The organism is Plantactinospora sp. CNZ320 (assembly GCF_002846275.1).
On record NZ_PJMP01000001.1, the window covers coordinates 1,738,294 to 1,760,949 of the forward strand.

Annotated in this window: 19 protein-coding genes; 12 read left to right on the top strand and 7 right to left on the bottom strand. The window is 71.1% G+C overall.

Going from position 1 to position 22,656, the window contains the following annotated elements; translation table 11 throughout:
* The first annotated feature begins 84 nt into the window (after positions 1-84).
* The 5 genes from CLT71_RS07515 (at position 85) to CLT71_RS07535 (ending at position 5,059) form a co-directional block, all read left to right on the top strand.
* Positions 85-1,404 carry an MFS transporter gene (locus tag CLT71_RS07515; RefSeq protein ID WP_486483117.1) on the top strand — a complete coding sequence of 440 codons (1,320 nt, stop codon included), beginning with the start codon at positions 85-87 and terminating at the stop codon, positions 1,402-1,404.
* Positions 1,405-1,532: 128 nt separating this feature from the next.
* The gene (locus tag CLT71_RS37400; RefSeq protein ID WP_486483118.1) at positions 1,533-2,156 is read left to right on the top strand and encodes a sigma-70 family RNA polymerase sigma factor; all 624 of its coding nucleotides are present in this window, start codon (positions 1,533-1,535) and stop codon (positions 2,154-2,156) included.
* Entirely contained in the window at positions 2,140-3,231 is a 1,092-nt protein-coding gene (locus tag CLT71_RS07525; protein ID WP_101366473.1) for a hypothetical protein, read from the top strand. Before CLT71_RS37400 ends, CLT71_RS07525 begins: the two co-directional genes overlap by 17 nt.
* Entirely contained in the window at positions 3,228-4,214 is a 987-nt protein-coding gene (locus tag CLT71_RS07530; RefSeq protein ID WP_101371236.1) for an ABC transporter ATP-binding protein, read from the top strand. The genes CLT71_RS07525 and CLT71_RS07530 overlap by 4 nt, the downstream gene beginning before the upstream one ends.
* Entirely contained in the window at positions 4,211-5,059 is an 849-nt protein-coding gene (locus CLT71_RS07535) for an ABC transporter permease subunit (protein ID WP_101366474.1), read from the top strand. The genes CLT71_RS07530 and CLT71_RS07535 overlap by 4 nt, the downstream gene beginning before the upstream one ends.
* Positions 5,060-5,099: 40 nt before the next feature.
* Here CLT71_RS07535 and CLT71_RS07540 read toward each other — a convergent pair whose 3' ends face one another.
* From CLT71_RS07540 to CLT71_RS07550, 3 genes are all read right to left on the bottom strand, one after another.
* A complete protein-coding gene (locus CLT71_RS07540; protein ID WP_101366475.1) occupies positions 5,100-5,534 on the bottom strand; it encodes an STAS domain-containing protein in 435 nt (144 codons plus the stop codon).
* 376 nt (positions 5,535-5,910) lie between these two features.
* Positions 5,911-6,519 (bottom strand): hemerythrin domain-containing protein, encoded by a 609-nt coding sequence (locus tag CLT71_RS07545; protein ID WP_101366476.1) that lies wholly within the window; start codon positions 6,517-6,519, stop codon positions 5,911-5,913.
* Positions 6,512-7,729: a hypothetical protein gene (locus CLT71_RS07550; RefSeq protein ID WP_199187544.1), complete on the bottom strand. Its 1,218-nt coding sequence runs from the start codon at positions 7,727-7,729 to the stop codon at positions 6,512-6,514. The genes CLT71_RS07545 and CLT71_RS07550 overlap by 8 nt, the downstream gene beginning before the upstream one ends.
* Positions 7,730-7,999: 270 nt before the next feature.
* On the opposite strand from CLT71_RS07550, the gene CLT71_RS07555 reads away from it, so the two are divergent.
* Positions 8,000-8,446 carry a DUF4383 domain-containing protein gene (locus CLT71_RS07555; protein WP_101366478.1) on the top strand — a complete coding sequence of 149 codons (447 nt, stop codon included), beginning with the start codon at positions 8,000-8,002 and terminating at the stop codon, positions 8,444-8,446.
* A gap of 84 nt (positions 8,447-8,530) precedes the next feature.
* Here CLT71_RS07555 and CLT71_RS07560 read toward each other — a convergent pair whose 3' ends face one another.
* Both CLT71_RS07560 and CLT71_RS07565 read right to left on the bottom strand, forming a co-directional pair.
* Positions 8,531-11,005, bottom strand: coding sequence for a M14 family zinc carboxypeptidase (locus CLT71_RS07560; protein WP_101366479.1), 2,475 nt, complete (start codon positions 11,003-11,005; stop codon positions 8,531-8,533).
* A gap of 259 nt (positions 11,006-11,264) precedes the next feature.
* Positions 11,265-12,287, bottom strand: a complete 1,023-nt coding sequence (locus CLT71_RS07565) for a HEAT repeat domain-containing protein (protein ID WP_143743399.1) — start codon at positions 12,285-12,287, stop codon at positions 11,265-11,267.
* A gap of 266 nt (positions 12,288-12,553) precedes the next feature.
* Here CLT71_RS07565 and CLT71_RS07570 point away from each other — a divergent pair, with 266 nt between their 5' ends.
* The 3 genes from CLT71_RS07570 to CLT71_RS37870 all read left to right on the top strand — a co-directional run bounded on the left by CLT71_RS07570 (position 12,554) and on the right by CLT71_RS37870 (position 15,794).
* A complete protein-coding gene (locus CLT71_RS07570) occupies positions 12,554-13,267 on the top strand; it encodes a hypothetical protein (RefSeq protein WP_101366481.1) in 714 nt (237 codons plus the stop codon).
* Between the two features lie 262 nt (positions 13,268-13,529).
* Positions 13,530-13,766, top strand: a complete 237-nt coding sequence (locus CLT71_RS07575) for a preprotein translocase YidC (protein WP_101366482.1) — start codon at positions 13,530-13,532, stop codon at positions 13,764-13,766.
* 351 nt (positions 13,767-14,117) lie between these two features.
* Positions 14,118-15,794 (top strand): glucuronyl esterase domain-containing protein, encoded by a 1,677-nt coding sequence (locus CLT71_RS37870; protein WP_486483119.1) that lies wholly within the window; start codon positions 14,118-14,120, stop codon positions 15,792-15,794.
* Positions 15,795-15,866: 72 nt separating this feature from the next.
* On the opposite strand, the gene CLT71_RS07590 is transcribed toward CLT71_RS37870, so the two are convergent.
* A complete protein-coding gene (locus CLT71_RS07590; RefSeq protein ID WP_486483120.1) occupies positions 15,867-17,069 on the bottom strand; it encodes a fumarylacetoacetate hydrolase family protein in 1,203 nt (400 codons plus the stop codon).
* Positions 17,070-17,377: 308 nt separating this feature from the next.
* On the opposite strand from CLT71_RS07590, the gene CLT71_RS07595 reads away from it, so the two are divergent.
* A complete protein-coding gene (locus tag CLT71_RS07595; protein WP_486483121.1) occupies positions 17,378-18,028 on the top strand; it encodes a M23 family metallopeptidase in 651 nt (216 codons plus the stop codon).
* Positions 18,029-18,141: 113 nt separating this feature from the next.
* Positions 18,142-19,806 (top strand): hypothetical protein, encoded by a 1,665-nt coding sequence (locus CLT71_RS07600; protein WP_143743400.1) that lies wholly within the window; start codon positions 18,142-18,144, stop codon positions 19,804-19,806.
* 25 nt (positions 19,807-19,831) lie between these two features.
* Here CLT71_RS07600 and CLT71_RS07605 read toward each other — a convergent pair whose 3' ends face one another.
* A complete protein-coding gene (locus tag CLT71_RS07605; RefSeq protein WP_101366486.1) occupies positions 19,832-20,011 on the bottom strand; it encodes a hypothetical protein in 180 nt (59 codons plus the stop codon).
* A gap of 210 nt (positions 20,012-20,221) precedes the next feature.
* Here CLT71_RS07605 and CLT71_RS07610 point away from each other — a divergent pair, with 210 nt between their 5' ends.
* Positions 20,222-22,531: an LLM class flavin-dependent oxidoreductase gene (locus CLT71_RS07610; RefSeq protein ID WP_101366487.1), complete on the top strand. Its 2,310-nt coding sequence runs from the start codon at positions 20,222-20,224 to the stop codon at positions 22,529-22,531.
* Positions 22,532-22,656 lie beyond the last annotated feature (125 nt).

Sequence of the window (22,656 nt, forward strand, 5' to 3'; positions counted from 1 at the left end):
CGGTCGCCCCTGCCCGGCGGGGCGGCACCGGACCGGGGTAATCCGGTCGACACCGCCCCCGCCGCTGGTGCACCATCACGCTTCGTGAAACGCCTGTTCCGCAGGATGGCGCTCGACGTCACGCCGTTGCGCACGTCGCGGGACTACCGGCTGCTCTTCGCGGCGAGCGGCGTCTCGGGCTTCGGGTCGTTCATCACGTACGTGACCATCCCCTTCCAGGTGTACGCGCTGACCGACGATCCGCTGCTCGTCGGTCTCCTCGGCGTCTGCGAACTCGTACCCCTGCTGGTGATGGCCTTCGTCGGCGGTGCCCTGGCCGACTACCTCGACCGCCGGGCGCTGGTGCTGGGCGCGGAGATCGCGTTCACCGCGCTCTGCGGCGTGCTCCTGGTCAACTCGGTCTTCGACCGGCCGCACCTCTGGCTGCTCTACGTGATCGCCGGGCTCACCGCCGCGATCGACGGCATCCAGCGGCCGGCGTTGGAGGGACTGACCCCGCGCGTCGTCACTCCGGACGAGATCCCGGCCGCGAGCGCGCTCAACTCGCTGCGGATGCAGATCGCGCAACTCGGTGGACCCGCCATCGCCGGCCTGCTGATCGCGTCGGTCGAGATGCCCTGGGTGTACGCGGTCGACCTCGGTACGTTCGCCTTCTCGATGGTCTGCCTCTACCTGGTCAGGGCCGTACCACCGCCGCCGGCCGCCGAGCGCCCGTCGCTGCGCTCGGTGGTGACCGGTCTGCGCTACGCGCGCAGCCGCCCCGAACTGCTCGGCACCTATCTCGTGGACATCAACGCGATGTTCTTCGGGATGCCGCAGGCGCTCTACCCCTTCATGGCGGCCAAGCTCGGCGGCCCTGCCGTACTCGGCCTGCTCTACGCGGCACCCGCCGTCGGGTCGCTGCTCGCGACGGTGACCTCCGGGTGGACCGGGCGGGTGCACCGGCACGGGTTGATGGTCGTGCTCGCCGCCGGCCTGTGGGGTGTGGGGATCATCGGCTTCGGCCTCAGCGGCTGGCTCTGGTTGGCGCTGCTCTTCCTCGCCTTCGCCGGTGCCGCCGACATGGTCTCGGGCATCTTCCGGATGATCATCTGGAACCAGACCATCCCTGATCATCTACGTGGCCGACTGGCCGGAATCGAGATGCTCTCGTACGCCACCGGGCCGCTGCTCGGCCAGCTCCGCTCCGGCGTCGCCGCCCGGTTCATGGGCATCGGCGGGTCGATCGTCTCCGGCGGTGTGCTCTGCGTCGTCGGCACGCTGGCGCTGGCGGCGGCCCTGCCGTCGTTCCTGCGTTACGACGGCCGGGACGGGCTGGCCAGGAAGCGGGCCGCCGACGAGGAATGGGCGGCCCGAGCGGCGGATCCGGGCGCGACGGCCCCGATTCCTACCCACCGGGCGTAACCCGACAATTAGCCTCCAACCACGCCGATCCGGCCGACTTCCGGCCCGGTGGCCGCCGCGCCGCGCGTTCCGGCGGCCCGGTGTCACATCCGGGCCGCCGGCGGTGCTTCGTAGACGTGGAGGAAAATGTGGAGTTCGTCGGACGGGGTGCGACGGTGCTGGCCTCGGTCGTCGCCGCCGTGCCGTCCACCGGCGGGCGGGCCGGGCGAGCCGGACGGAAGGATGCCGTGGCCGTGTCGACGCCGCTGGGACGGAAGAGCGTCCGCAACGATCTTGAGCAGGTCTTCCGCGCCACCTACCCCCGGGTGGTGGCGGTCGCGGCCCGGGTGCTCGGCTCCCGGGACCAGGCCGAGGACGTGGCGCAGGAGGTCTTCCTGTCGTTCGGCCGATCCACGGTGCCGGCGGGCGAGGCGGCGGGGTGGTTGTGCGTGGCCGCCGCGCACACCGCGCTGAACCATCTCCGAACCGGGCGGCGCCGCGCCTGGCGGGAGGAGGCCGTCGGTGTCGGCGACGCCACCAGCCCGGACGTCGCGGACATGGTCGTGACGCGCGACGAGCGCCGCCGGGTCCGGGCGGCGTTGGCCCGGCTGCCCCGCAGGCAGGCGGTGGCCCTGGTACTGCGACACAGCGGCCTGAGCTACACCGAGGTGGCCGCCGCTCTCGACCTCTCCCCCGGCAGCGTGGGCACCGTCGTGCGCCGCGCCGAGTCCGCCCTACGCAAGGAGTTGAACCGTCATGCGTCATCCGACTGACGGCATGCTGCGCCGGCTTCTGGACGAGCCCGGTGGCGTCGCCGACGCCGACCGCCAGCACGTCGCGGACTGCCCGGCGTGCCTGTCCAGGCTCTCGGCCACCCGCCGGGACGCCGCGCTCGCGGCCGCAGCCCTGGAGGTCGACGTCGCCAGCGACGTCGAGGACGGCTGGCACCGCCTCTCCCGGGCGGTCGCCGCAGACCCGCCCCGGCAGGCGACCGTGGCCGCCCGCGCCCCCCGATGGCGTACGAGGCTGCGCAGTCCACTCTTCGCCGGTGTCGCCGCCGTCGCGCTGCTGACCGGGGCCACCACCGCCGCCGCCGCCAACTGGCTGCCGATCTTCCGTGCCGAGCGGGTCGCCCCGATCTCGATCACCCAGGCGGATCTGCTGCGCCTGCCCGACCTCTCGGCGTACGGGGAGGCGACGGTGACCAGGATCGCCGACGTACGCCCGGTCGCCGACGCCGACGCGGCGGAGCGGGTCACCGGCCTCACCGCGCCACGGGTGGCGAAGCTGCCCCGGGGCGTGACCGGAGAACCTGTGTTCCACGTCGGTAACCAGGTCAGCGCCACCTTCACCTTCTCGGCGGAGAAGGCGGCGCGCACCGCTGCGGCCGTCGGCGAACCACTCCCCCCGCCTCCCCCGGGCCTCGACGGCAGCCCGTTCAGGATGACCGCCGGTCCGGGCATCGCCGCCGTCTGGTCGTCGAAGGCGCACGGCGCACCTTCCATGATCGTCGGCCGCGCGGTCGCACCCACCGTCTACTCCTCCGGCATACCGTTCGGCACCGCCCGCGACTATCTGCTCTCGCTGCCCGGCCTGCCCGAGGACGTGGCGTCCCAACTGCGCCGCTTCACCGACAACGGCACGACCCTGCCACTGATCGTGAAGACCGGTCGGGAGACGACCTTCCCGGCCGACGTCGACGGGGCACCGGCCACCGTCCTCACCACCAGGGACGGCACGCTCGCCGCCGTGTTCTGGGTCAGGGACGGGGTCCTCAACGCGGTGGCCGGCCCGCTGAGCACCGACGAGGTGCTGTCGGTGGCCCGAGGGCTGAGGTGGCACCGATGAGCACCGATCCGACCACCACCCAGCAGGACGAGCCCGCCGACGGCCTCAGCACCGAACTGCCCCCCTCACCGGCCGTCTGGTGCTCGGGGCTGCGCAAGCGGTACCGGCGCCGGATCGCCGTCGACGACGTCTCCCTCACCGTCGGCCGTGGCGAGGTGCTCGGCCTGCTCGGACCGAACGGCGCCGGCAAGACCACCGTGATCAAGATGCTGCTCGGGCTCGTCCGGCCCGACGCCGGGGAGGTGCTGCTGCTCGGGCGACCGGGGCGGGACCCCCGCTCCCGGGCCCGGGTCGGCTACCTGCCGGAGCTTTTCCGGTACCAGCCCTGGCTCTCCGCCGCCGAGGTGCTGGCCCTGCACGTCCGGCTCGCCGGTGTCCCGGTGCCCGCCGCCGAGCAGCAGGAGTGCCTGGCCCAGGTCGGCCTCGCCGACCGTGCCGCAGACCGGGTGGGCGGCTTCTCCAAGGGCATGCAGCAGCGCCTCGGACTGGCCGTCGCCCTGGTGGCCCGCCCCGAACTCGTGATCCTCGACGAGCCGACCAGCGCCCTCGATCCCGTCGGCCGGGCCGACGTGCGGGACCTGCTGCTCTCGCTCAAGGCCCGTGGGATCGCCGTACTGCTCAACTCGCACCTCATCGGCGAGGTCGAGCGGGTCTGCGACCGGGTCGTCATCCTCGACCGGGGCCGGGTCGCCGCCTCCGGTACCCTCGCGGAGCTGCTCGGCCAGCGTGAGCTGCGGCTACGCCTCGACGCGGTGAGCGTGCAGGCCGAGGCCCGGCTCACCGCCGCCGGCCCGCTCGCCCGCAGCGGAGACACCTTCACCGTCACCCTCCCCGCCGAGCAGGACGGCGTCGCCGTACCCGAGCTGGTGGCCGATCTGGTCCGCCTCGGGGTACGGGTACACGCCGTCGAGCCGGGGCGGATCAGCCTGGAGGAGCGGCTGCTCGACATCCTGCGTACCGGCTCGACCGAGGAGCACCGATGACCGCCCGTACCGTCTTCACCGTCGCCACGCTCACCGTCCGGGAGGCCGCCCGCCGACGGGTACTGCTGGCGCTCGTCGCGCTGACTGTCGTACTGCTGGGGGTCAGCGCCTTCGGCTTCTCCCGGATCGACGCCACCTTCGGCGGGCTCACCACCGGCGAGGCCCGGTTGGCCGCCGCCATGGTGCTCAACCTGGTGATGTTCGGCCTGAGCCTGACCGCCGCCCTCGGTACGGCGTTCCTCGCCGGCCCCACCCTGGCCGGTGAGACCGAGACCGGGATCGCCCTGGCGGTCCTGGCCCGCCCGGTGCGCCGCTCGGCGGTGCTGCTCGGCAAGTGGCTGGGGCTGGTCACCTTCGGCAGCGGTTTCGTGGCCACGGCCGGACTCGCCCAACTGATCATCGTCTACACCACCACGGGCTACTGGCCACCGCGCCCGGTGACCGGCCTGGCGCTGCTCGCCGCCCAGGCGGCGGTACTGCTCACCCTCGGCCTGCTGCTCTCCACCGCCGTCTCCCCGATGGCGTCCGGAGTCGTCGCCGTCGGCCTCTTCGGCGCCACCTGGATCGGCGGCGTGGTCGGGGCGTTCGGCGAGGCGCTCGGCAACGAGAGCGTGGCCCGGATCGGCACCGTCTCCAGGATGCTCCTCCCGACCGACGGCCTGTGGCGGGGAGCCATGAACGCCTTCCAGGACCCGAGCCTGCTGATGCAGTTCCAGCAGGCGTTCAAGGGGCATCCCTTCCTGAGCGAGGCGGCGCTGACCCCCACCTATGTCGGCTGGGCCGGCCTCTGGATCGTCCTCGCCCTCGGACTGGCGGCGCTCTCCTTCCAACGTCGGGACCTGTGAGCGCTCCGCCGGGACCGCTGTCTGACGATCCAGTGGCCGGTCAGGCACCAGGGTCCGACGGCAGGCCGAGCAGGCTCGCCACTCCGGTCAGCTCGAACACCCGCCGGACGAAGGGTCGGGGATTCACCACGTACATCCGGCGGCCGAGCCGCTCCGCCTCGGCGTGGGCGATCAGCAGGGCCCTGATTCCGGACGAGTCGCAGAACCGCAGTTGGGACAGGTCGATCGCCACGCTGGTGAATCGGTGCCCCGACACCTGGTCGAGGGTCCGGCTCAGCAGGTCGACGGTGTCGAGGTCGAGATCCCCGGCCACCCGTACGGTGAGTGTCCCGGCGGTACCGGGATCCAACGTTACGACGAGCGGCGCTTCCTGGCCGATCAGCGGGTGGGCGTCGAAACGGTCCCGACGCGTCCCCGCCCGGTCCGGCGCGGGCGGGTGGGCGCTGGCCGACCTGTCCGGGTTCGTCTCAGGCATCTGCGTCGCCGCCTGAAATGGGCGAAGCCGCCACCAGCCCCGATCCGCTGTTTCGGGAACTGGGTGCTCGCTGCTCAGCCGACATGCCGCCTCCGGTGATCCGCAAGAACCGCCCGCCTTGGTTGCAAGGTGAGCGGCACGACGAAGCGATCCGGGCGCATGGCTTGACCCAGCGCTCACCCTACCCTCGCCTGGTGAGGCCGCTACCGGAGGGTCCACGCCCAGCCGACGGCTGCCCACCGGGCCACCGACGGCCGACCCTGCTTGTCGGGGCACGGCGGCCGACCCTGCGTACGGCCACGGACGCGCGACGCGGCCGACCCCGGAGAGCCGACCGCGTCGTTCCTCGCGCCGGTGGGTGGCGTACCTGTGCGGCTCAGTCCTTGCCGTCCGCGGCGCGCCGGAGCGAGTCGCGGACCCGGTCGAGGACGGCCAGCGGCAACCCCAGGGTGGCGTTGGCGGTGGCCGACTCGGCCCCGGGATGCGGCCGGGTCGGTGCGACCGCCTCCGCCGCCTGGAGCGCGGTGGCCAGCCGGCGCAGCCGGGAGGCCGGGACGTGCTGACGCAGCAGCGGGAACTCGTACCGCTCCTCGTGGCGGGCGTGCTTGAGCACCGCCTCCCGCAGCAGCAGCACCCCCTCGTCGAAGCCGTCCGCCTGCACACCGCCGTTCACGAGTTCCTTGAGCATCTCCTTGGCCTGGCGTTCCTCCGCCAGCCGGTCGTCGACCCGCTCGTCGGCGCCACCGCCGGGCAGCGTACGGGCCAGCGGGTGGATCACCTCCTCCTCGGCCGTCTCGTGCACGGCGAGCAGCATGACCAGGTCGTCGAAGGCGTCCCGCCGCGTCTCGCCCTCGCCGCCGGTCACCAGGAGGAACAACTCCTCGATCCGGGCGTGCTGGGCGAGCAGCAGGTCTACGACGTCGGGTTCGGGTCCCGGGGTGGCCGGGGCCGAGCCTGCGGCGGCGGCACCGTTGTGGTCAGGCACGGCGGGACCCCTCCTGGGCGCGCAGGGACTCGACCGGGTGCGGACCCTCGGTCTCGATCCGGTACTCGTCGCCGAACTTCTCCCGGTGCAGGTCGATGACCTCCTCACTCGGCGGCTTCTGGCCGTCGTGGAGTTGCTGCTGCATCCACTCGAACCGTTCGTGTGCCTCCCGCACGTACCCCTCGCCGAGCTTGTTCACGTCGATCTGGGTGGCCAGCAGATGCCGCAGGTAGTCCTTGTTCGGTTCGAAGGTGAGCGGCTCCGGTACCCCGGTGCTGCCGACGACCTCCTCCGGCTCCCGGCCGTCGTGCACCCGCAGCAGGTTCGCCGCCTGTTGCAGGTGAGCCAGCTCCATCTGCAGGTGAAGCTCCCAGATGGCCTTGATCCGCGGGTCGCTCTCCTGCTCCATGAAGGAGTAGTACAGCCAGCACTCGTTGTACTCGTGGGTGAGCAGCCGCTCCCACCAGTTCTCCCCCGGGTCGAGCAGCGACTCGTAGTGGGTGACGTGCTCCTGCTCGATCAGGCTGATCTCCTGGTAGAGCTGCCGGGCGATCGGCTCCATGTACTGCGGCCCGACGTTCATGTAGTACATCAACACCTGCTGCTCGGCCGAGAGGATCGTCAGCGCGTTCAGCTTCGAACGGGGGTCGACGGCGTCCTTGTCGTAGGGCGTGCGCACCTCGTCGAAGGGGTGCCGGTGCTCCGCCACGGTCGGCCGGCCCGGCATCACCTCGGTCAGCCCGTCGACGATCTTCTCCGCCTTGCGCCGCTCGACCATCTCGTACAGGTTGGCGTAGCGGTAGAGGTGATCGAAGTCCTCCAGGACGCCGAACTCGTACGCCTGCTTCAGGTAGGGGTCCGGCTCGTGCCGGGCCACCCACGCGGTGAGGTCGACCGCGACCTGCTCGTAACCGAGTGTGGTCTCCAGCACGCTGGCCACCCCGGGCAGCAGCCAGTTCACCACCCGCTGCTGCTGGTTCTCGATGTACCGCACGTACGCGAGCTGGCGTCGTACCTCCGGGTCGGCGCAGTTGCGCGCGAAATTGTGCTGGAACATGATCGCCTCGACCTCGATGCCGTTCATCGTGATGATGCGACAGCGGGTGTACGGGTCGACCGCCTCCGGGTCGATGGGTTCGACGTTCAGCTCACGCCAGTTGCGAATTTGCCTGTCCAGTGGCACGCCCTGGTGCTCCAAGGGATTGAACACGATTCTCCTCCAGCGGTCGAGTTCGGTCCCCCTACCCTGGCGACCTGCCGGTAAACACGACGTCCAGGCTTTTTGCGGCCGCCGCGATGTGGACCGCGCCAGGCACCACCACGGCAGGCGCGAACAGGGCTCGCTTCGCTGTGTCGTGAAGTTCTTTCAACGCCTGAGGACGAAGTGGACGATTGAAAAGTGATTCTCCGTCAGCGGCTACGGGTTTGCCGGATCACCAGCCGGAGAATATGCAGCTAACTATTTAAATGGAGGTACATCATGGCCAGCAGATCCGAGCCGGTCGGCCGGACAGCGGACGATACCGCGCTCGTTCGCAAGGCCGCGGTCGCGGTCAGCGCGGTCTTTCTGCTCGTCGGCGTCCTGGGCTTCGTCCCGGGCGTCACGACCAACTACGGCAGCATGACCTTCGCCGGACACGAGTCCGACGCGCTTCTGCTCGGTGTTTTCCAGGTCTCCGCGCTGCACAACATCGTGCACCTGCTGTTCGGTGTCGTCGGCCTGGCGATGGCCCGTACCGTCGAACGGGCCCGGCTGTACCTGATCGGCGGTGGCGCCGTCTACCTGGTCCTCTGGCTGTACGGCCTGGTCATCGGCCACGACAGTGCCGCCAACTTCGTCCCGGTCAACGGTGCCGACAACTGGCTGCACTTCTTCCTCGGTGTGGGGATGATCGCTCTCGGGTTCGTCACCACCAGGCGGCGCTGACCCGACCGGCAGGGCCGGAAACCGCTCGGCCGTCGCCCCGTCAGTGCAGCGACCGCACTGACGGGGCGACGGCCGGATCCGGCACTACCGCTTGACGATCCTGATCGTCGCCGTGCGGTACTTCTCCCGACGGTCGTTCTTCGTCGGGTCGTAGTTGTTCTCGATGTTGCCGGCGGCATCGACCGAGAACCAGCGGAACGTGGTTGTCTCGGTCACGTGGAACACCTGCCCCGGCTCACGGAACTCGGTCGCCTCGTAGCGGGGGGATTCCAGGGTGGGGCGGCTGCCGTCCGTCGTGTAGTAGATGGTGGCCGGCTCGTCGGTCTCGAAGCGCACGTCGACGGAGTCGCGGTACGTCCCACCGCCGGGCAGGAGCCGGGAGGTCGGATCCCGCTTGTCGTTGCCCCACTCCGCCGCGATCCGGAACATCTCCATGATCCCGTTGGCGTACTCCATCGTCTCGGCGTGGCCGCTGACCAGGTTCGGGTCGCCCGCCCAGGGTGGCTGGAACGAACCGCCCTGCCAGTTGCCGGTACCCGGGTTGTAGACCGAGCCACCGACCTCCCAGCCGAAGGCGTAGATCCCGTACGTGTGGTAGAGGTCCTCGCGTACGTTGCCCGCCGAGGAGTAGAGGACGTCCGACGACCCGCCGACGTTCTCCGGCGTGACGACTGTCTCCCGGTGCGCCTTGACCTGCGACAGGATCCGGGCGGCCGACTGCCAGTAGAACGCCTCGTCACCGAGCGGCGGGCGCGGCGTGGTGATCCGCCCGTCCGCGATGTAGGCGCCGGGCTGCCAGAAGAGCTGGCCGCCGTTGGAGTGCACCGACATCATGAACTTGATGTTCGAGTACTTCTCGACCAGCCAGATGATGTTCTTCGACTCCGGCTCGGAGAGCTTCTCCGGCCCCTGGAAGTTGTTGCTGACGCAGTTGGTCGAGCCGCCCGCGTAGCCGTCGTGCCCCGACCCGACCCGGTAGTTGCGGTTCAGGTCGACGCCCCAGGCGTTCCGCTGGGCCGGATCGGCGTTCTCGTCCGGGCAGTGGTTCGTCAGGTTCCGGCGCTGCGAGGCGAAGTTGTAGAAGCTGTAGTTCGCCCCGTCGGGGTTGTTGGAGAGGATGAGGAAGATGTCGGTGTCGTTGACGATCTTCTTCGTCTCCCGGTCGGTCCGGTAGTTGTGCACCAGCCGCTCGGCCGTCTCCAGCGTGGTCGTCGCCGGTACCCACTCGCGGGCGTGGTCCTGGGCCTGGATCAGCACGCCCGGCTTCTTGCCGTCGCGGTGCTTGCCGATCCGCAGTACCGGGATGGTGGCCGGGCCACGCGGCACCTCACCCTCCGGCGCGCCGGCACGCTTCTGGTCGAGGAAGTCGGTGAGCGCGACCGGACCAGCCGTCGGCGCGACGATTCCGGTGCCGGCGTTCGTCCGGTACGGGTGCGCCCGGTCGACGAGACCCTGGGACCCGCTCTCCAGCGCCGCCGCCACCTCGGCCGCGGTACTCGCTAGCGCGCCGGAGGCGTCCTTGGCGAGGAGTACCCGGACCGCCTTGCCGGAGACCTCGACCCCGAGCGGGAGGTTGGCGCCCGGCCGCTCGACGAACTCGACGGTCACGTCGTTGCCGCCCTCGTGGCCCCAGGCCGCCGAGCTGACGACCACCGCCTCCTGCCCGGTACCGCCGATGGTGGCCTGCGCCTTGCGCTGGTAGCCGTTGGTCCTGTTCGGCAGGTAGACGATCTCCGCGATGTCCGGGTACTGCCGGGCGATCTCCTCGGCACGGCGGTAGAGCTGCTGCGGGTGCCGGTAACCGTCCACGAAGTTCGACTTGTAACCGGGACGCGCGGTCAGCGGCGGCGGGGCGTTCTCCAGCCAGTCGGAGACGTCACCCGTGGTGACACCGCCGGTCGAGCTCGTCACCCGGATCTGCTTCGGCCGTACGTCGAGCTTGAACAGGTTCCGGTGGAACATGTACTGCCCGGAGTCCACGAACCGGCTCATCGTGCGGGCGAAGCCGAACGGCGTACCCCGGCCCGAGTCGTTCTCCAACTGCATCTGCACCACCGGGTCGGACTGCTGCCCCTCGGTGGTCCGCGCCTCCACGTAGAGGAAGCCCTGGCCCTTGGTGGTGAACCAGTCGGCGCGGACGACCCGTACCGTCTTCTCGTGGGTCTGCGGCTGGACCGCCCGCGCGCCGAGGGCCGCGAACCCGCCGTCGGCCTCGTCGCTCCAGGAGAAGGACTCCTCGCCGCCGAGGATCCTGACGCCCATTCCCCGTAGTTCGGTGACCTGCCGGGCGGTCAGCACCGCCTCACCCTCGATGCCGGCCGGGACGCGCCGGAGGCCGTGTTCGAGGTCGAAGCCGGCGGCGACCACCCTGTCCAGCATGTCGGCGCCGGTCAGCTGGATGCGTACCAGGCCCACCGACTCCTCGTTCTCCAGTGCGGACCGCCCGGTGGTGCCGGCGGACCCGGTGGGATCCGCGCCCGCCGGTGCGGTAGCCATCAGGACGGTCCCCACCAGTGCGGGCAGCGCGAAGAGCGCGATGCGCAGTCGTCTGCGTCGCATGCTCCCTCCTTCTGTTTACGGCCTGCGGTCGCTGCCGGGTCGGCCCGGGCGTGGGAGAAGCTGCTTGTCCCGTTGCGCGCGGTCGTGCTGGGCTCGCCGTGTCAGCCCTGGTGCGACGAGCCCTGGTCACGACGACGGTCCTTGGTGACGACGACGGTCGTCGACCCGAGAAGCGTGGTACGGCCGGTGGACGGGCTGGGTGCGGTGAGCGTATGCGCATTTTTCGCATCGACGGGCGAGCAGAACCGGATCTTGAGGATTACTTGAGATTGCCGTCCGAGGTCGGCAAAGGTCGGTCGGCCGCGACGGAGGCGGCGGCCGGGTCGGCCCGGTGCAGCCCGCGTACCGCCGCCGCCCGGACCTGCGGGTCGGGGTCGTCGAGCGCGGACGCGAGCACCAGCGCCATCGACCGGCGCATCGACGGGTACCGGTCGACGAGCTCGCCGCCACAGTCGACCGCCTTCGCGCGTACCGCCGGATCGGTCGAGCCGAGCAGTGCGGCGACCACGGCGGGCTGGTCGGCCGGGGTGAGATGGTCGAGCAGGTCCTCGATCGGGTCCCAGTTCCACAGGTACGGTCCGATCTCGACGCCGTACTCGCTGCCGGCGCGGTCGAGCCAGCTGTCCCCGTCGGCCCAGCCGGCCCGTACCGCCGCGACTGCCACGTCACCCGGCCACGGTGCCGGTGCCCGGGCCGCGGCCAGCGCAGCCGCGGCGCGTACGGTCCCCGGCTGGCTCTCCGCGAGCGCCTCGGTGAGCAGGGTGGTGCCCGGGTCGAGGGCGGCGGCCGCGATGACGAGTGCGCCGCGTACCTGATCGTCGGTCTCGACCCGCCACCGCTGGCGCAGTGCCGCCAGGATGTCGCCGGCCCGCCCCGGGCACTGTCCCAGGGCGAAGGCGGCGGCCAGCCGGCACCACGGGTCGGCGGCGGCCAGCAGCGGAAGCAGCCGGTCGACCTCGGCGGTGACCGTACGGCGGAGGGCGGCCAGCACCGGATCGTCCGGGTCGACGACGTTCGCCATGTCGCCGAGCAGGTGCGCGATGCCGCCCGGATCGGTGGTGGCCGGGTCGTCCAGCAGAGCGGCCAGGAACGGCACCGCCGGGGCGGTCGCCGCACAGACGCCGCCCTGGTGCAGGATGCGGGCGCGCAGCTCGTAGAGCGCGTGCAGCGCGTCCTCCTCGTCGGGACCGCCGATCTCGCGGATCAGGTCGGGTACGTCACCGGCGCGGCCGTACGCGTGCGTCAGCTCCGCCCACGGCACCCGGTCGAGTCCGTCCAGCACGACGGAGACGGTACACATCGCCGGCGTTCCGGGCCGCCCACCGGGAAGATCGTCAGGGCTGGATCACCGGTAGGATCGCGGGATTGCCGTGGTGCGCCTGGGATCCAGCGCCAAGGAGGCCCCGCCGTTCCCACGAGGGACAGCGGGGCTGACGCGGAACCGGTCTTCGCCGAACCGCCGAACCGGTGTCGTGGTGGTGTCCGCTTCCGCCGCCGACACCTTGTAGCATTGCCGCGTTCGTCAGTCGGCTGCTGAAACGAGACGACATGCGGTGGTTCCAGCGCCTGCTGGGTCGCAGGCAGATCCAGCACGATCCGGCCCGGCAGGAGGCCCTTCTCCAGGATCTCCGGCACCGGTTCGGTGCCGTCGGGCAGGTCCGGTTCGCCGACCAGGCCGAGGCGGTCACCCGGTTACTTGATGGTGACGACGGGCTGGTCGTGGCGACCAGGGTGCTCCGGGAGTTCGCCGACGCGGCCCACGCGGATCTTTTCGCCCAGGCGACCGAGCTCTACCGGCGTACCGGGCGCCGGCTCGTTGTCGACCGGCGGAACTACCGGCCGCTGTGGCGGGAGGCGGGGCCGCACCTGCGCTGGCCGCTGCTGACGCTGCAGTGCGACTTCCACCCGTACGCCCAGGTGGCCGGGGCGGTGGCGGTGGTCGGTGCCCGGGCACCCCGGCTGGTGCGAATGACCGACCCGAGCCCGCTGCTGCGGCACGTGTTCGAGGTACTCGACCTCACCGCCGCCGGCTGGGAGTACGGCCGCGTCCGGGCGGACGTCGACGCCGCCGCCCTGGCCAACCGGCTGATCTCGACCGCCCGGCAGGTCCGCGCGGCGATGGACGACCCGCCCCGGCTGCCGCCCCCGGCGCGGGAGCTGATGCGGCGCAACAACAACATCGACGTCTACGACCCCACCGGCCACCGGGTGGTCAGCGCGATCAACCTCGGCGCGGAGATGAGACCGGCGCTGCTGGCCTGAGCGCACCGCCGGCCTGAGCACACCGCCGGCCGGCTGTCAGATGGCTCCACCCGGCGAGCGACCGTTGTCCCGTCGATGTGCCGTTGTCTCCGTCGATGCGCGGATGTCCCTTTCGCCGGCCCTCCCGGGATGGTCGACCCGGCACTTCGGGGGCCGGTGGGTGACTCCGGGTCTGACGTGGGTATGCGCAGCGCGCGGACGTGCCCTCGGTGGGCAGCGGCGGGCGACCGCCGCGTCCGGGAGCGCAGTCGGGAGGACGGTCATGGGATACCGGGCGCGTCAGGGTGAGCAGCCGGTCGATCCGGAGCGCGCCGAGGACGAGGACGGCCAGGCCAGCCTGACTCAGGTGGTCGCCGACACGGAGGTCCCGGCGCCGTCGGACACCGACGAGAGACCGGACATCGTCACCGAGGACGACAACTCGGGGATGGCCGGCGGGGCGTCCGGCGGTAGCGGTGGCGGTGCGGCGACGACCGGGCACCCCGACGCGGTGCACTGAGCGGACAGTGTGAGGGTTCCGGCCCCGGATGGCGGCGCGTTCCTCCGGGGCGACAGGCGCGACATCCGCTCCGGCCGGCGACGCCGGCACGCGTACCGGTAACACCTGGCAGGCCGGCGGCTGTCGTCGCTGGTGGTTGGCACGAGGCGCCGCCCTGCGCGGCGCCTTCGCCGTGCTCGTCCCTCAGAAGTGGGTGGCAGCGGCTCCAAGGCGGACGGCGAGGCAGCGGCGGGCACCGGCTGTGACATTGACATGTTTCACCGCCCTGCCTGAAACTTATCAGGTTGGCATCGGTGATCATCGATCACTTGCCGCCGCATCCACCACCCCCACCTCGGAAGGAGAGCCCTGGTGGCCACCAACTCGGGCTGCTCTACGATCCGTTCGACGGTCGTCACGCTGGCGGTAGCAGCGCTCGCGGTCGTCGGAACGGTAACTGTAGTAGCGAGAACGACAACCAGCGCCGAAGCCGCCGCCGACGTCGGCGCGACCGCATCGAGCGTCGAAGACGAGGGTGCCGACTGCCCGGTACCCGGCTCCGGCTCCTCGACCTCCAGCTCCAGGCTTCCCGACCCGTTCCGGAAGATGAACGGTACCCGGATCACCAGCAAGGCCGACTGGCGTTGCCTGCGGGCCGAGACCAGGGAACTGGCGGAGCGGCACGTCTATGGCCAGAAGCCGGCGAAGCCGGCCACCGTCACCGGGACGGTGTCGAACTCCAGCATCACGGTGAACGTGTCGGACCAGGGTCGCAGCGCGAGCTTCTCGGCAGGGGTCCAACTGCCAAGCGGTACCGGCCCGTTCCCGGCCGTCATCGTCGTGGGCGGATTCGGCGCCGACACCTCCACGATCCGGTCCGCCGGGGTCGCCACCATCAGCTTCGACCCCCTCGCGGTGGGCCGGGAGGGCACTCCCCGGAACAACAAGCAGGGCGCCTTCTACAGCATCTACGGCGCCTCCAGCAGTACCGGCATCCTGATGGCCTGGGCCTGGGGCGTGAGCCGGATCATCGACGTGATCGAGTCCTCCGGCGGCAACATCCTCCGGGCCGACGCGATGGGTGTCACCGGCTGCTCCCGGTACGGCAAGGGCGCCTTCACCATCGGCGTCTTCGACCAGCGCATCGCGTTGACCATGCCGATCGAGTCCGGCAGCGGCGGCGTCGGCGCCTTCCGCTCGATCGCCACCGAGAGCGGGGCGCAGCCGCTGAGCAGTGCGTACGGCGAGCAGCCGTGGCTGGGTGACGCGTTCAGCTCCTTCACCGGCAACCCGAGCAGCCTGCCGGTCGACACCCACCAGATGGTCGGCATGGTGGCCCCGCGCGGCCTGTTCATCATGGACAACCCGCACGTCGACTGGCTGGGCGCCCGGTCCGGCAGCGTGGCGGCGCTGGGCGGTGCCGAGGTCTACAAGGCACTCGGTGCGGGCGACAACATCACCTACTGGTCCGACGTCCAGGACGGCACCCACTGTGCTGTCCGGTCCGAGTGGCGTACCCCGCTCCAGCAGAACCTGCAGAAGTTCCTGCTGAAGACGGGCAACGCCGCCGGCACGATGCGGATCTCCAGCCGGAAGGCGGGCAACCTGGCCGAGTGGCGGGACTGGCAGACGCCGACCCTGACCGACGGCGGTACGACGCCCACCACGCCGCCGACCGGTGGACCGACGACGCCTCCGGTCACCACCCCGCCCACCACCGCGCCGCCGACAACTCCGCCGACGACCCCGCCGGTCAGCGGCGCCTGCTCGGCGACGGTGTCGCTCAACCAGTGGACGGGCGGATTCGTCGCCACGGTCCGGGTGACGGCCGGCTCGGCGCCGGTAAACGGCTGGACGGTCTCGATGACCCTGCCGTCCGGTGCCAGCGTCACGAACGTCTGGAACGCCAACCGCAGCGGGAACACCGGGGCGGTGCAGTTCACGAACGTCAGTTTCAACGGCTCGATCGCCGCCGGCCAGTCGACCGAGTTCGGGTTCCAGGGGTCGGGCACCGGGACGGGGATGAGTCCCACCTGCTCGGCCCGGTAGTTCCCGTACCCGGGGATCCTTCCGGGGTCCGGTGTGGCGGCGTCCAGCCACCGCACCGGGCCCCGGCCCGGTTCACAGCAGTCCCCGCCCGGCCAGGTTGCCCATCAGGTCACGGATCCCGAAGTCCCAGGGCTCGCACTCCTCGCTGTGCCGTACCCGGTTGACCAGGGTGCCGAGCGACGCCGAGCTGATCCGGACCACGTCGTCGACCTTGTGCGTGAACCCCTCCCCCGGGCGGTCCCGGTCCTGGATCGGCGCGAACATGGTGCCGAGCAGCAGTACCGCGCCGTCCGGATAGTGGTGGTGCGGGCCGAGCAACTGCCCTACCAGCTCCGCCGGGTCACGCGACATCCGCGACATCTCCGAGACGCCGTCGAGACGGAAGCCGTCCGGCCCCTCGATCTCCAGGGCCACCTCGATCCGGCGTACCCGATCCAGGTCGAACCGGTCGTCGAAGAGCCGGACCAGCGGGCCGAGCGCACACGACGCGTTGTTGTCCTTGGCCTTGGGCAGCAGGAGCGCGGACCTGCCCTCGACGTCCCGCAGGTTCACGTCGTTGCCGAGGGTCGCCCCGACGATCCGCCCACTCGACGCGACCAGGAGCGCCACCTCCGGCTCGGGGTTGTTCCAGGTCGACCCGGCGAGTACCCCTACCGGCACGGCGGTACCCACGGCGGAGAGGACCTGCCCCTTGGTGAAGATCTCGGCGTCCGGTCCGATCCCCACCTCGAGGTACTGGCTCCAGACCCCCTCGGCGACGAGCAGTTCCTTCAGCCGCGCGGCCTCCTCGGAGCCCGGCGTCAGGTCCGCCAGCTCGGTGCCCACCTCGGCGAGCAGCCGCTCCCGGATCTCCGCCGCGCGCCCGAGGTCGCCCCGAGCCCGCTCCTCGATGACCCGTTCGACAAGCGAGACCGCGAAGGTCACCCCGGCGGCCTTGAGCGCCTGGAGGTCGACCGGCGCCAACAGCCAGGGCCGGTCGCGGTCCCGGTCGGCCCGGCCCGTGTTGGCCAGCAGCTCCGCGAAGCCACCGACCCGCCGGCCACCGAGCCCGGCGACCACGGTGGCGGGTTCCGGCAGCTCACAGATGTCCCGCACGGTGGCGAACTCGGCGCTGAGGTCGAAGACGTCACCGTCGCGGACCACCACCGGCGACGGTCCACCGACGGCGGGATCCCAGATCCGGCCGACCAGGATGGCCTGCTCGGCGTCGTCCGGCAGCGCTGCGGCGGCGGTCCCGAACCAGTCGGCGGTCGCCTCGGGCGGTGGCAGGGTCACGAGGCGACTCCCAGGGTGCCGAGGATCCACTCGTCGTCTCGGGACGGGTGCCGTCGGCGGCGTCCCGGAAACATGAGCAGGGGTGCGGCGTGCAACGATACCGCCCGATCGACCGAAGATCGAACTCGACGCGGGGAACCACCGGGACCCCGCCGAAACGACCTCGCTGGACCAACAGGTTATGCCAGGGCGTCAGGACAAGTGGATCGATGACCCCGCCCGCAGTGCGGCGCCGGCCACCGGTTCGTGCTCCGGTGCGGGCGTACCCGCCGGCCGGCGGGTTGGCGCCGTCTGCCATCCTCGGGGCGGTGACGAACGGCCAGCCGACCAGACGCCGTGCCCGCCGCCGCCCACGTAGCCGTACCAGCAGAGTGCTGCTGATCCTCACCGCGATCGGGGCGGCCGTGACCCTGCTCGCGGCGGGCGTGGTCGCCGTGCTGCTGCTGCGGCCGGCCGGGCCGCGTCCACTCTTCCAACTGCCGGTGGCCTGCGGCGAGCAGTGGCAGCTCGGCACCTATCCCGGGCACGACGACTACGACGTCGACCTCTTCCCCACCGAGGGCGAGGCGTGGGGGCGGCCGGTGCTGGCGTCGTACGGGGGCCGGGTCACGGTCGCCGGGATCAACGGTTCGCTCGGCGGCCGTACCCCGGAGAACCCGGACGGTCCGCGCGGCCGGGGCGGCGGCTACTGGGTGAAGATCGACCACGGCGGCAGGTGGGAGACGCAGTACCTCCACCTGCTCGAACCGCCGCTGGTCGAGGTCGGTCAGCGGGTGGAGCAGGGCGAGCAGATCGGGCGGGTCGGCAGCACCGGCAACTCCGGCGCCCCACACCTGCACTACGAACAGCGGCGGGGTTTGCAGAAGGTCGAGGCGTACTTCGACGGTGAGCCTTCCGGCATCACCCACGACGACACCGAGTACACCGTCACCCGGACCAGCGGGAACTGCCCTCAATAGACGTCTTTCTATATTGACCCTCCGGGCATATGCTCGCGGTGCCCTGCCGGTGCACGGCGCCACACCCGGCCGGCCGGGGACGCTGGGAAATGCATGGCCACCGGAGGAACCCGATGCGACGGCGATCCGGAACAACCCGCTGGGCACTGGCTGCCGTCGTACTCGCGATGGTGCCGCCGGTGCCACCCGCCGCCGCCGCACCGCCGACGCCCCGGGCGGCGGACTTCGCGGTCTTCGGCTTCAGCCAGTCCGACGTGCACGAGGAGGACGCGCAGGTCTACCGGCTCGCCCCGGACGTCACCATCCGGGCCATCGGCAAGTGGTCGACGAACGGTGACGAGGCGGCCGACTACAACTTCGACCAGATCCGTCGCTACCACGCCCGAGGCATCACCTTCATGGGCAGCGGGACCGCAAGCGTCATCTTCCCGCAGGACTTCGCGACCGCCGAGATCTTCGACGACATGTCGACCCGGGACGCGGAGAACAATCCGGTGCCGCACGACGAGTTCGGCTTCCCCGAGCCGGCCCGCCGGGGCAACATCTTCAATCCGAGGTACCGGAGCTACTTGCTCGACTGGGCGAAGATCCAGATCGACGGCGGGGTGGACGGGATCAACCTCGACGAGGTGAACGCCGGCTTCAGCGGCGGGCAGAAGTACGGTTTCAACGGCAACGAGGGCTTCGACGACCACACGATCGCCGACTTCAACCGCTACCTGCTGGCGAAGTACCCCACCTTCACCGCCGCCGACTGGCGGTCCCGGTTCGGCATGACCGAGGACAACCTCGTCCGTGCCGACGTACCCGCCGACGACCTGACCCGCAACTTCAACTACCGCGACCACCTGCGGGCCGGCGGCTGGCACCTCGACCCGCTCAACGCCGCCAACCCGCTGGCCGCCGAGTGGGGGCGGGTCACTCCCAACCGGATGTACGCCGACGACCACTCGTTCACCGCCAGCTACCTGCGGCGGTACTGGAAGGAGATGGTGGACGAACTGCGGGCGTACGCCCGGGACAGCGCGGGCCGCCGGCTCCTGATCAGCTCGAACGGGCTGCTGCCGTACGTCGACTTCAACAGCGTCGGGATGTATCCGTGGAACCCCGACGAGCAGACCCCCGACTTCCGGGGCGCCGACTACGTGCCGGTGGTCGACGGGCAGCTCAACGGCGCCAAGTCGTTGCAGGCCAACTACCGCTATCTCAAGGAGAAGAACCGCGAGATCGCCGGTGGCGTACCGGCGGCGATCTTCATCGACTGGCCCAACGACATGATGACCAACTACCAGAACCTGCCGCTCGCGCAGAAGCGTGACTACTGGCAGATCTTCGGCGCCGAGGCGTACGCCAACGGGCTCTTTCCGGCCTTCCACCTCAGGGACACCGTCGGCGGCCCGACGGCGGAACAGTCCGGGATGCTGGACTTCTTCCGGACGTACACCCGGTTCTACCGGGAGCACCGGGCGCTCTACCGCGAGAACGACCACGCCGCGCAGCAGGTACGGGTCGGCACCGGCAACGTCGCGGCCAGCCTGCTGGTGCAGCGCGGCAGTGGGGCGCGGACGCTGCACCTGGTCAACCACAACTACGAGCGGGGCATCGTCCCGCAGACCGGCGTCGGCGTACGCGTCGACCTGCCGTCCTGTCCCCGGCGGATCACGCTGGTCTCCCCCGACTTCGCCGGGTCGCGGGTGCCGGACTGGTCCTGCCGGCAGGGCCGCCTGGCGGTGACTGTCGACCGGCTCGACTACTACGGCGTGCTGGTGCTGAGGTGACGGTGGGCGTACGCCGGGCCGGCGCCTACGACAGCGGGGTGCGGGACAGCTCGTAGCCGTCCGCCGTCAGGGTCCGGGTCATGTGCTCGGCATACCACTGCGGCCAGTCGGGGTCGCTGCGGCCGAGCTGTTTCTCGTGCTCCTCGTGCGCATCCGCGGCCTGCCTGAGCGCGTCCAGCAGCCGCTCGGTCATGTTGGTCTGCACCCGGCCCTCCCGCAGGTTCCGTACCGACTTCCGACGACTGTGTCACACCGAACCGACGCTTCGGGGTGGTTTGCCCGGTGTCGTCCCCTCCGGCCGCCCCGCTCACCCCAGCCTCCCACGGAATACGCTGCTTACAATATGAGTTGTAGGACAGAAGATATTCCATCTAGAGTTCCTGTCGATTCCTCGACGGGGGCGCGGAGGTAAGCGATGCCTGATCACGGCCATGAGCTGCTCTTCGGCGCGTTCATCACGCCCAGCGCGGAGGCGCCCGAGCGGGTGGTGGAGCTGGCCGGACTGGCGGAGTCGGCCGGACTCGATCTGGCCACCTTCCAGGACCATCCCTACAACCCCGGGTTCCTCGACACCTGGACCCTGCTGAGCTGGGTCGCCGCCCGTACCGAGCGGATCCGGGTCTCGGCCAACGTACTCAACCTGCCGCTGCGCCCGCCGGCTGTGCTGGCCCGGGCCGCCGCCAGCCTCGACCTGCTCTCCGGGGGACGGTTCGAACTCGGGCTGGGCGCCGGGGCGTTCTGGGACGCGATCGAGGGGATGGGCGGCCGCCGGCTCGGCGCCGGGCCGGGCGTGGCGGCGCTGCGCGAGGCGATCGACGTACTGCGCGGGGTGTGGGACACCACGACGGCGGGACCGCTGCGGCTGCCCGGCGAGCACTATCCGGTACCCGGAATGCGGCGCGGCCCCGCACCGGCGCACGAGATCGGGATCTGGCTGGGTGCGTACAAGCCACGGATGCTGGCGCTGACCGGACAGAAGGCCGACGGTTGGCTGCCGACCCAGGAATACCTGGACACCCCGGACCGGGTCACCGCCAACCGGTTGATCGACGAGGCGGCGCTGGCGGCCGGGCGCGATCCCCGGCAGATCCGCCGACTGCTCAACATCATGCGGGTCGACTTCTCCAGCACCGGACGCGGCTTCCTCCAGGGGCCGCCCGAGCAGTGGGTCGACCAACTGCTTCCACTCGTCCTCGACGAGGGGTTCAGCGCGTTCCTGATCGGCCGGGACGACCCGCGCCTGCTCCAGACCTTCGGTCAGGAGGTGGCACCGGCGCTGCGCGAGGCGGTCGCCACGGAACGGCGCAAGAACGGCACCGCGGCCGGACCGGTCCGGCCGGCCGTGGCGCTGGCCAGGCGGCACCGGGGCATCGACTACGACGCGCTGCCGGCGGCACTGGCCGGGCGGGCGGTCGAACCCGGCGACCCGGACTACGACCGGGTCCGGCACACCTACAGCCGGCAGGGCTCACCGGCGCTGGTGATCCGGCCGGAGAGCGCCGCCGAGGTGGTGCAGGCGCTCGGGTACGCCCGCTCGCAGGGCGTGACGATCTCGGTACGCAGCGGCGGGCACGGCATCAGTGGCCGCTCCACGAACGACGGTGGGATCGTGCTCGACCTGTCGAAACTGGACCGGGTCGAGGTGCTCGACCGGGCCACCCGGCGGATCCGGCTGGAACCGGGCGCCCGCTGGGGACACGTCGCCCGGGCACTCGCCCCGTACGGCCTGGCGATGAGCTCCGGCGACTACGGTGACGTCGGCGTCGGCGGCCTCGCCACCACCGGCGGGATCGGCTACCTGGTCCGGAGGTACGGGCTGACCATCGACCACGTCGTCGCCGCCGAGATCGTCACCGCGGACGGGCGACAGCTCCGGGTCGACCGGGACAACCACCCCGACCTCTTCTGGGCGGTACGCGGTGCCGGCGGCAACTTCGGCGTGGTCACCGCACTGGAGCTGGAGGCGTACGAGGTCGGCGACGTCGGCTACGCCCAGCTCGTGCTGGACGCCTCGGAACCCGCCGAGCTGCTCCAACGCTGGGGCGGGCTGGTCGAGCGGTCCCCCCGGGAGATCACCAGCTTCCTCTCCCTCTTCCCGGCCCGGCGCGGCGCCCCGCCGATGGCCCAGGTCACGCTGGTCTACGCCGGTGACGACGTCGGGGCGGCCGAGGCCGCGCTGAGCCCGTTCCTGGAGATCGGACCCGTCCTCGACCAGCAGGCCCAACTGCTCCCCTATCCGGCGATCGTCACCCCGCCCGGAAACCAGCACCGGGGCCAGGGACTGGTGGACAGCCACAGCGGGCTGCTGCACCACGTCACCCCGGCGGCGGCGAGCGCGATGGCGGGGATGATCCGTTCCGGCGACGTACTCGTGATGCAACTCCGCTCGGTCGGTGGCGCCGTGAACGACGTGGGCCGGGACGAGACCGCCTATCCACACCGGACGCAGAACTTCTCGGTGCTGGCCGCCACCATCCCGCAGCGGCGGTCGCGGCTCGACCGGCTCTGGGCCGAGCTCTACCCGCACCTCGACGGCATGTACCTCAGCTTCGAGGTGGACACCGCACCCGAGCGGCTGCTGGACGCGTTTCCCGAGCCCACCCTCGGCCGGCTGCGTGCCGTGAAGGCGGCCTACGACCCCGACAACGTCTTCGACCGCAACTTTCCCATCCCACCCGCCGACCCGGGCGAGCAGGACGGCGACGGTCGACCGACGACGGGGTGACCGAGCCCGGCCGGGCTCTCGTGATCCGTCGCGCCTCGTCGGGCGCGGCGCGGCCGCTGGACACCGGGTCCGGATGGTCACCGTCGAGGTGGCCATCCGGACCCGGTTGGCATCCGGTGCCGCGC

What these genes read in the sequence shown, in the direction of transcription:
- CLT71_RS07525 (WP_101366473.1), top strand. Translation starts at nt 2,140, where the DNA reads ATGCGTCATCCGACTGACGGCATGCTGCGCCGGCTTCTGGACGAGCCC.
- CLT71_RS07530 (WP_101371236.1), top strand. Translation starts at nt 3,228, where the DNA reads ATGAGCACCGATCCGACCACCACCCAGCAGGACGAGCCCGCCGACGGC.
- CLT71_RS07535 (WP_101366474.1), top strand. Translation starts at nt 4,211, where the DNA reads ATGACCGCCCGTACCGTCTTCACCGTCGCCACGCTCACCGTCCGGGAG.
- CLT71_RS07540 (WP_101366475.1), bottom strand. Translation starts at nt 5,534, where the DNA reads ATGCCTGAGACGAACCCGGACAGGTCGGCCAGCGCCCACCCGCCCGCG.
- CLT71_RS07555 (WP_101366478.1), top strand. Translation starts at nt 8,000, where the DNA reads ATGGCCAGCAGATCCGAGCCGGTCGGCCGGACAGCGGACGATACCGCG.
- CLT71_RS07560 (WP_101366479.1), bottom strand. Translation starts at nt 11,005, where the DNA reads ATGCGACGCAGACGACTGCGCATCGCGCTCTTCGCGCTGCCCGCACTG.
- CLT71_RS07570 (WP_101366481.1), top strand. Translation starts at nt 12,554, where the DNA reads ATGCGGTGGTTCCAGCGCCTGCTGGGTCGCAGGCAGATCCAGCACGAT.
- CLT71_RS07575 (WP_101366482.1), top strand. Translation starts at nt 13,530, where the DNA reads ATGGGATACCGGGCGCGTCAGGGTGAGCAGCCGGTCGATCCGGAGCGC.
- CLT71_RS07600 (WP_143743400.1), top strand. Translation starts at nt 18,142, where the DNA reads ATGCGACGGCGATCCGGAACAACCCGCTGGGCACTGGCTGCCGTCGTA.
- CLT71_RS07610 (WP_101366487.1), top strand. Translation starts at nt 20,222, where the DNA reads ATGCCTGATCACGGCCATGAGCTGCTCTTCGGCGCGTTCATCACGCCC.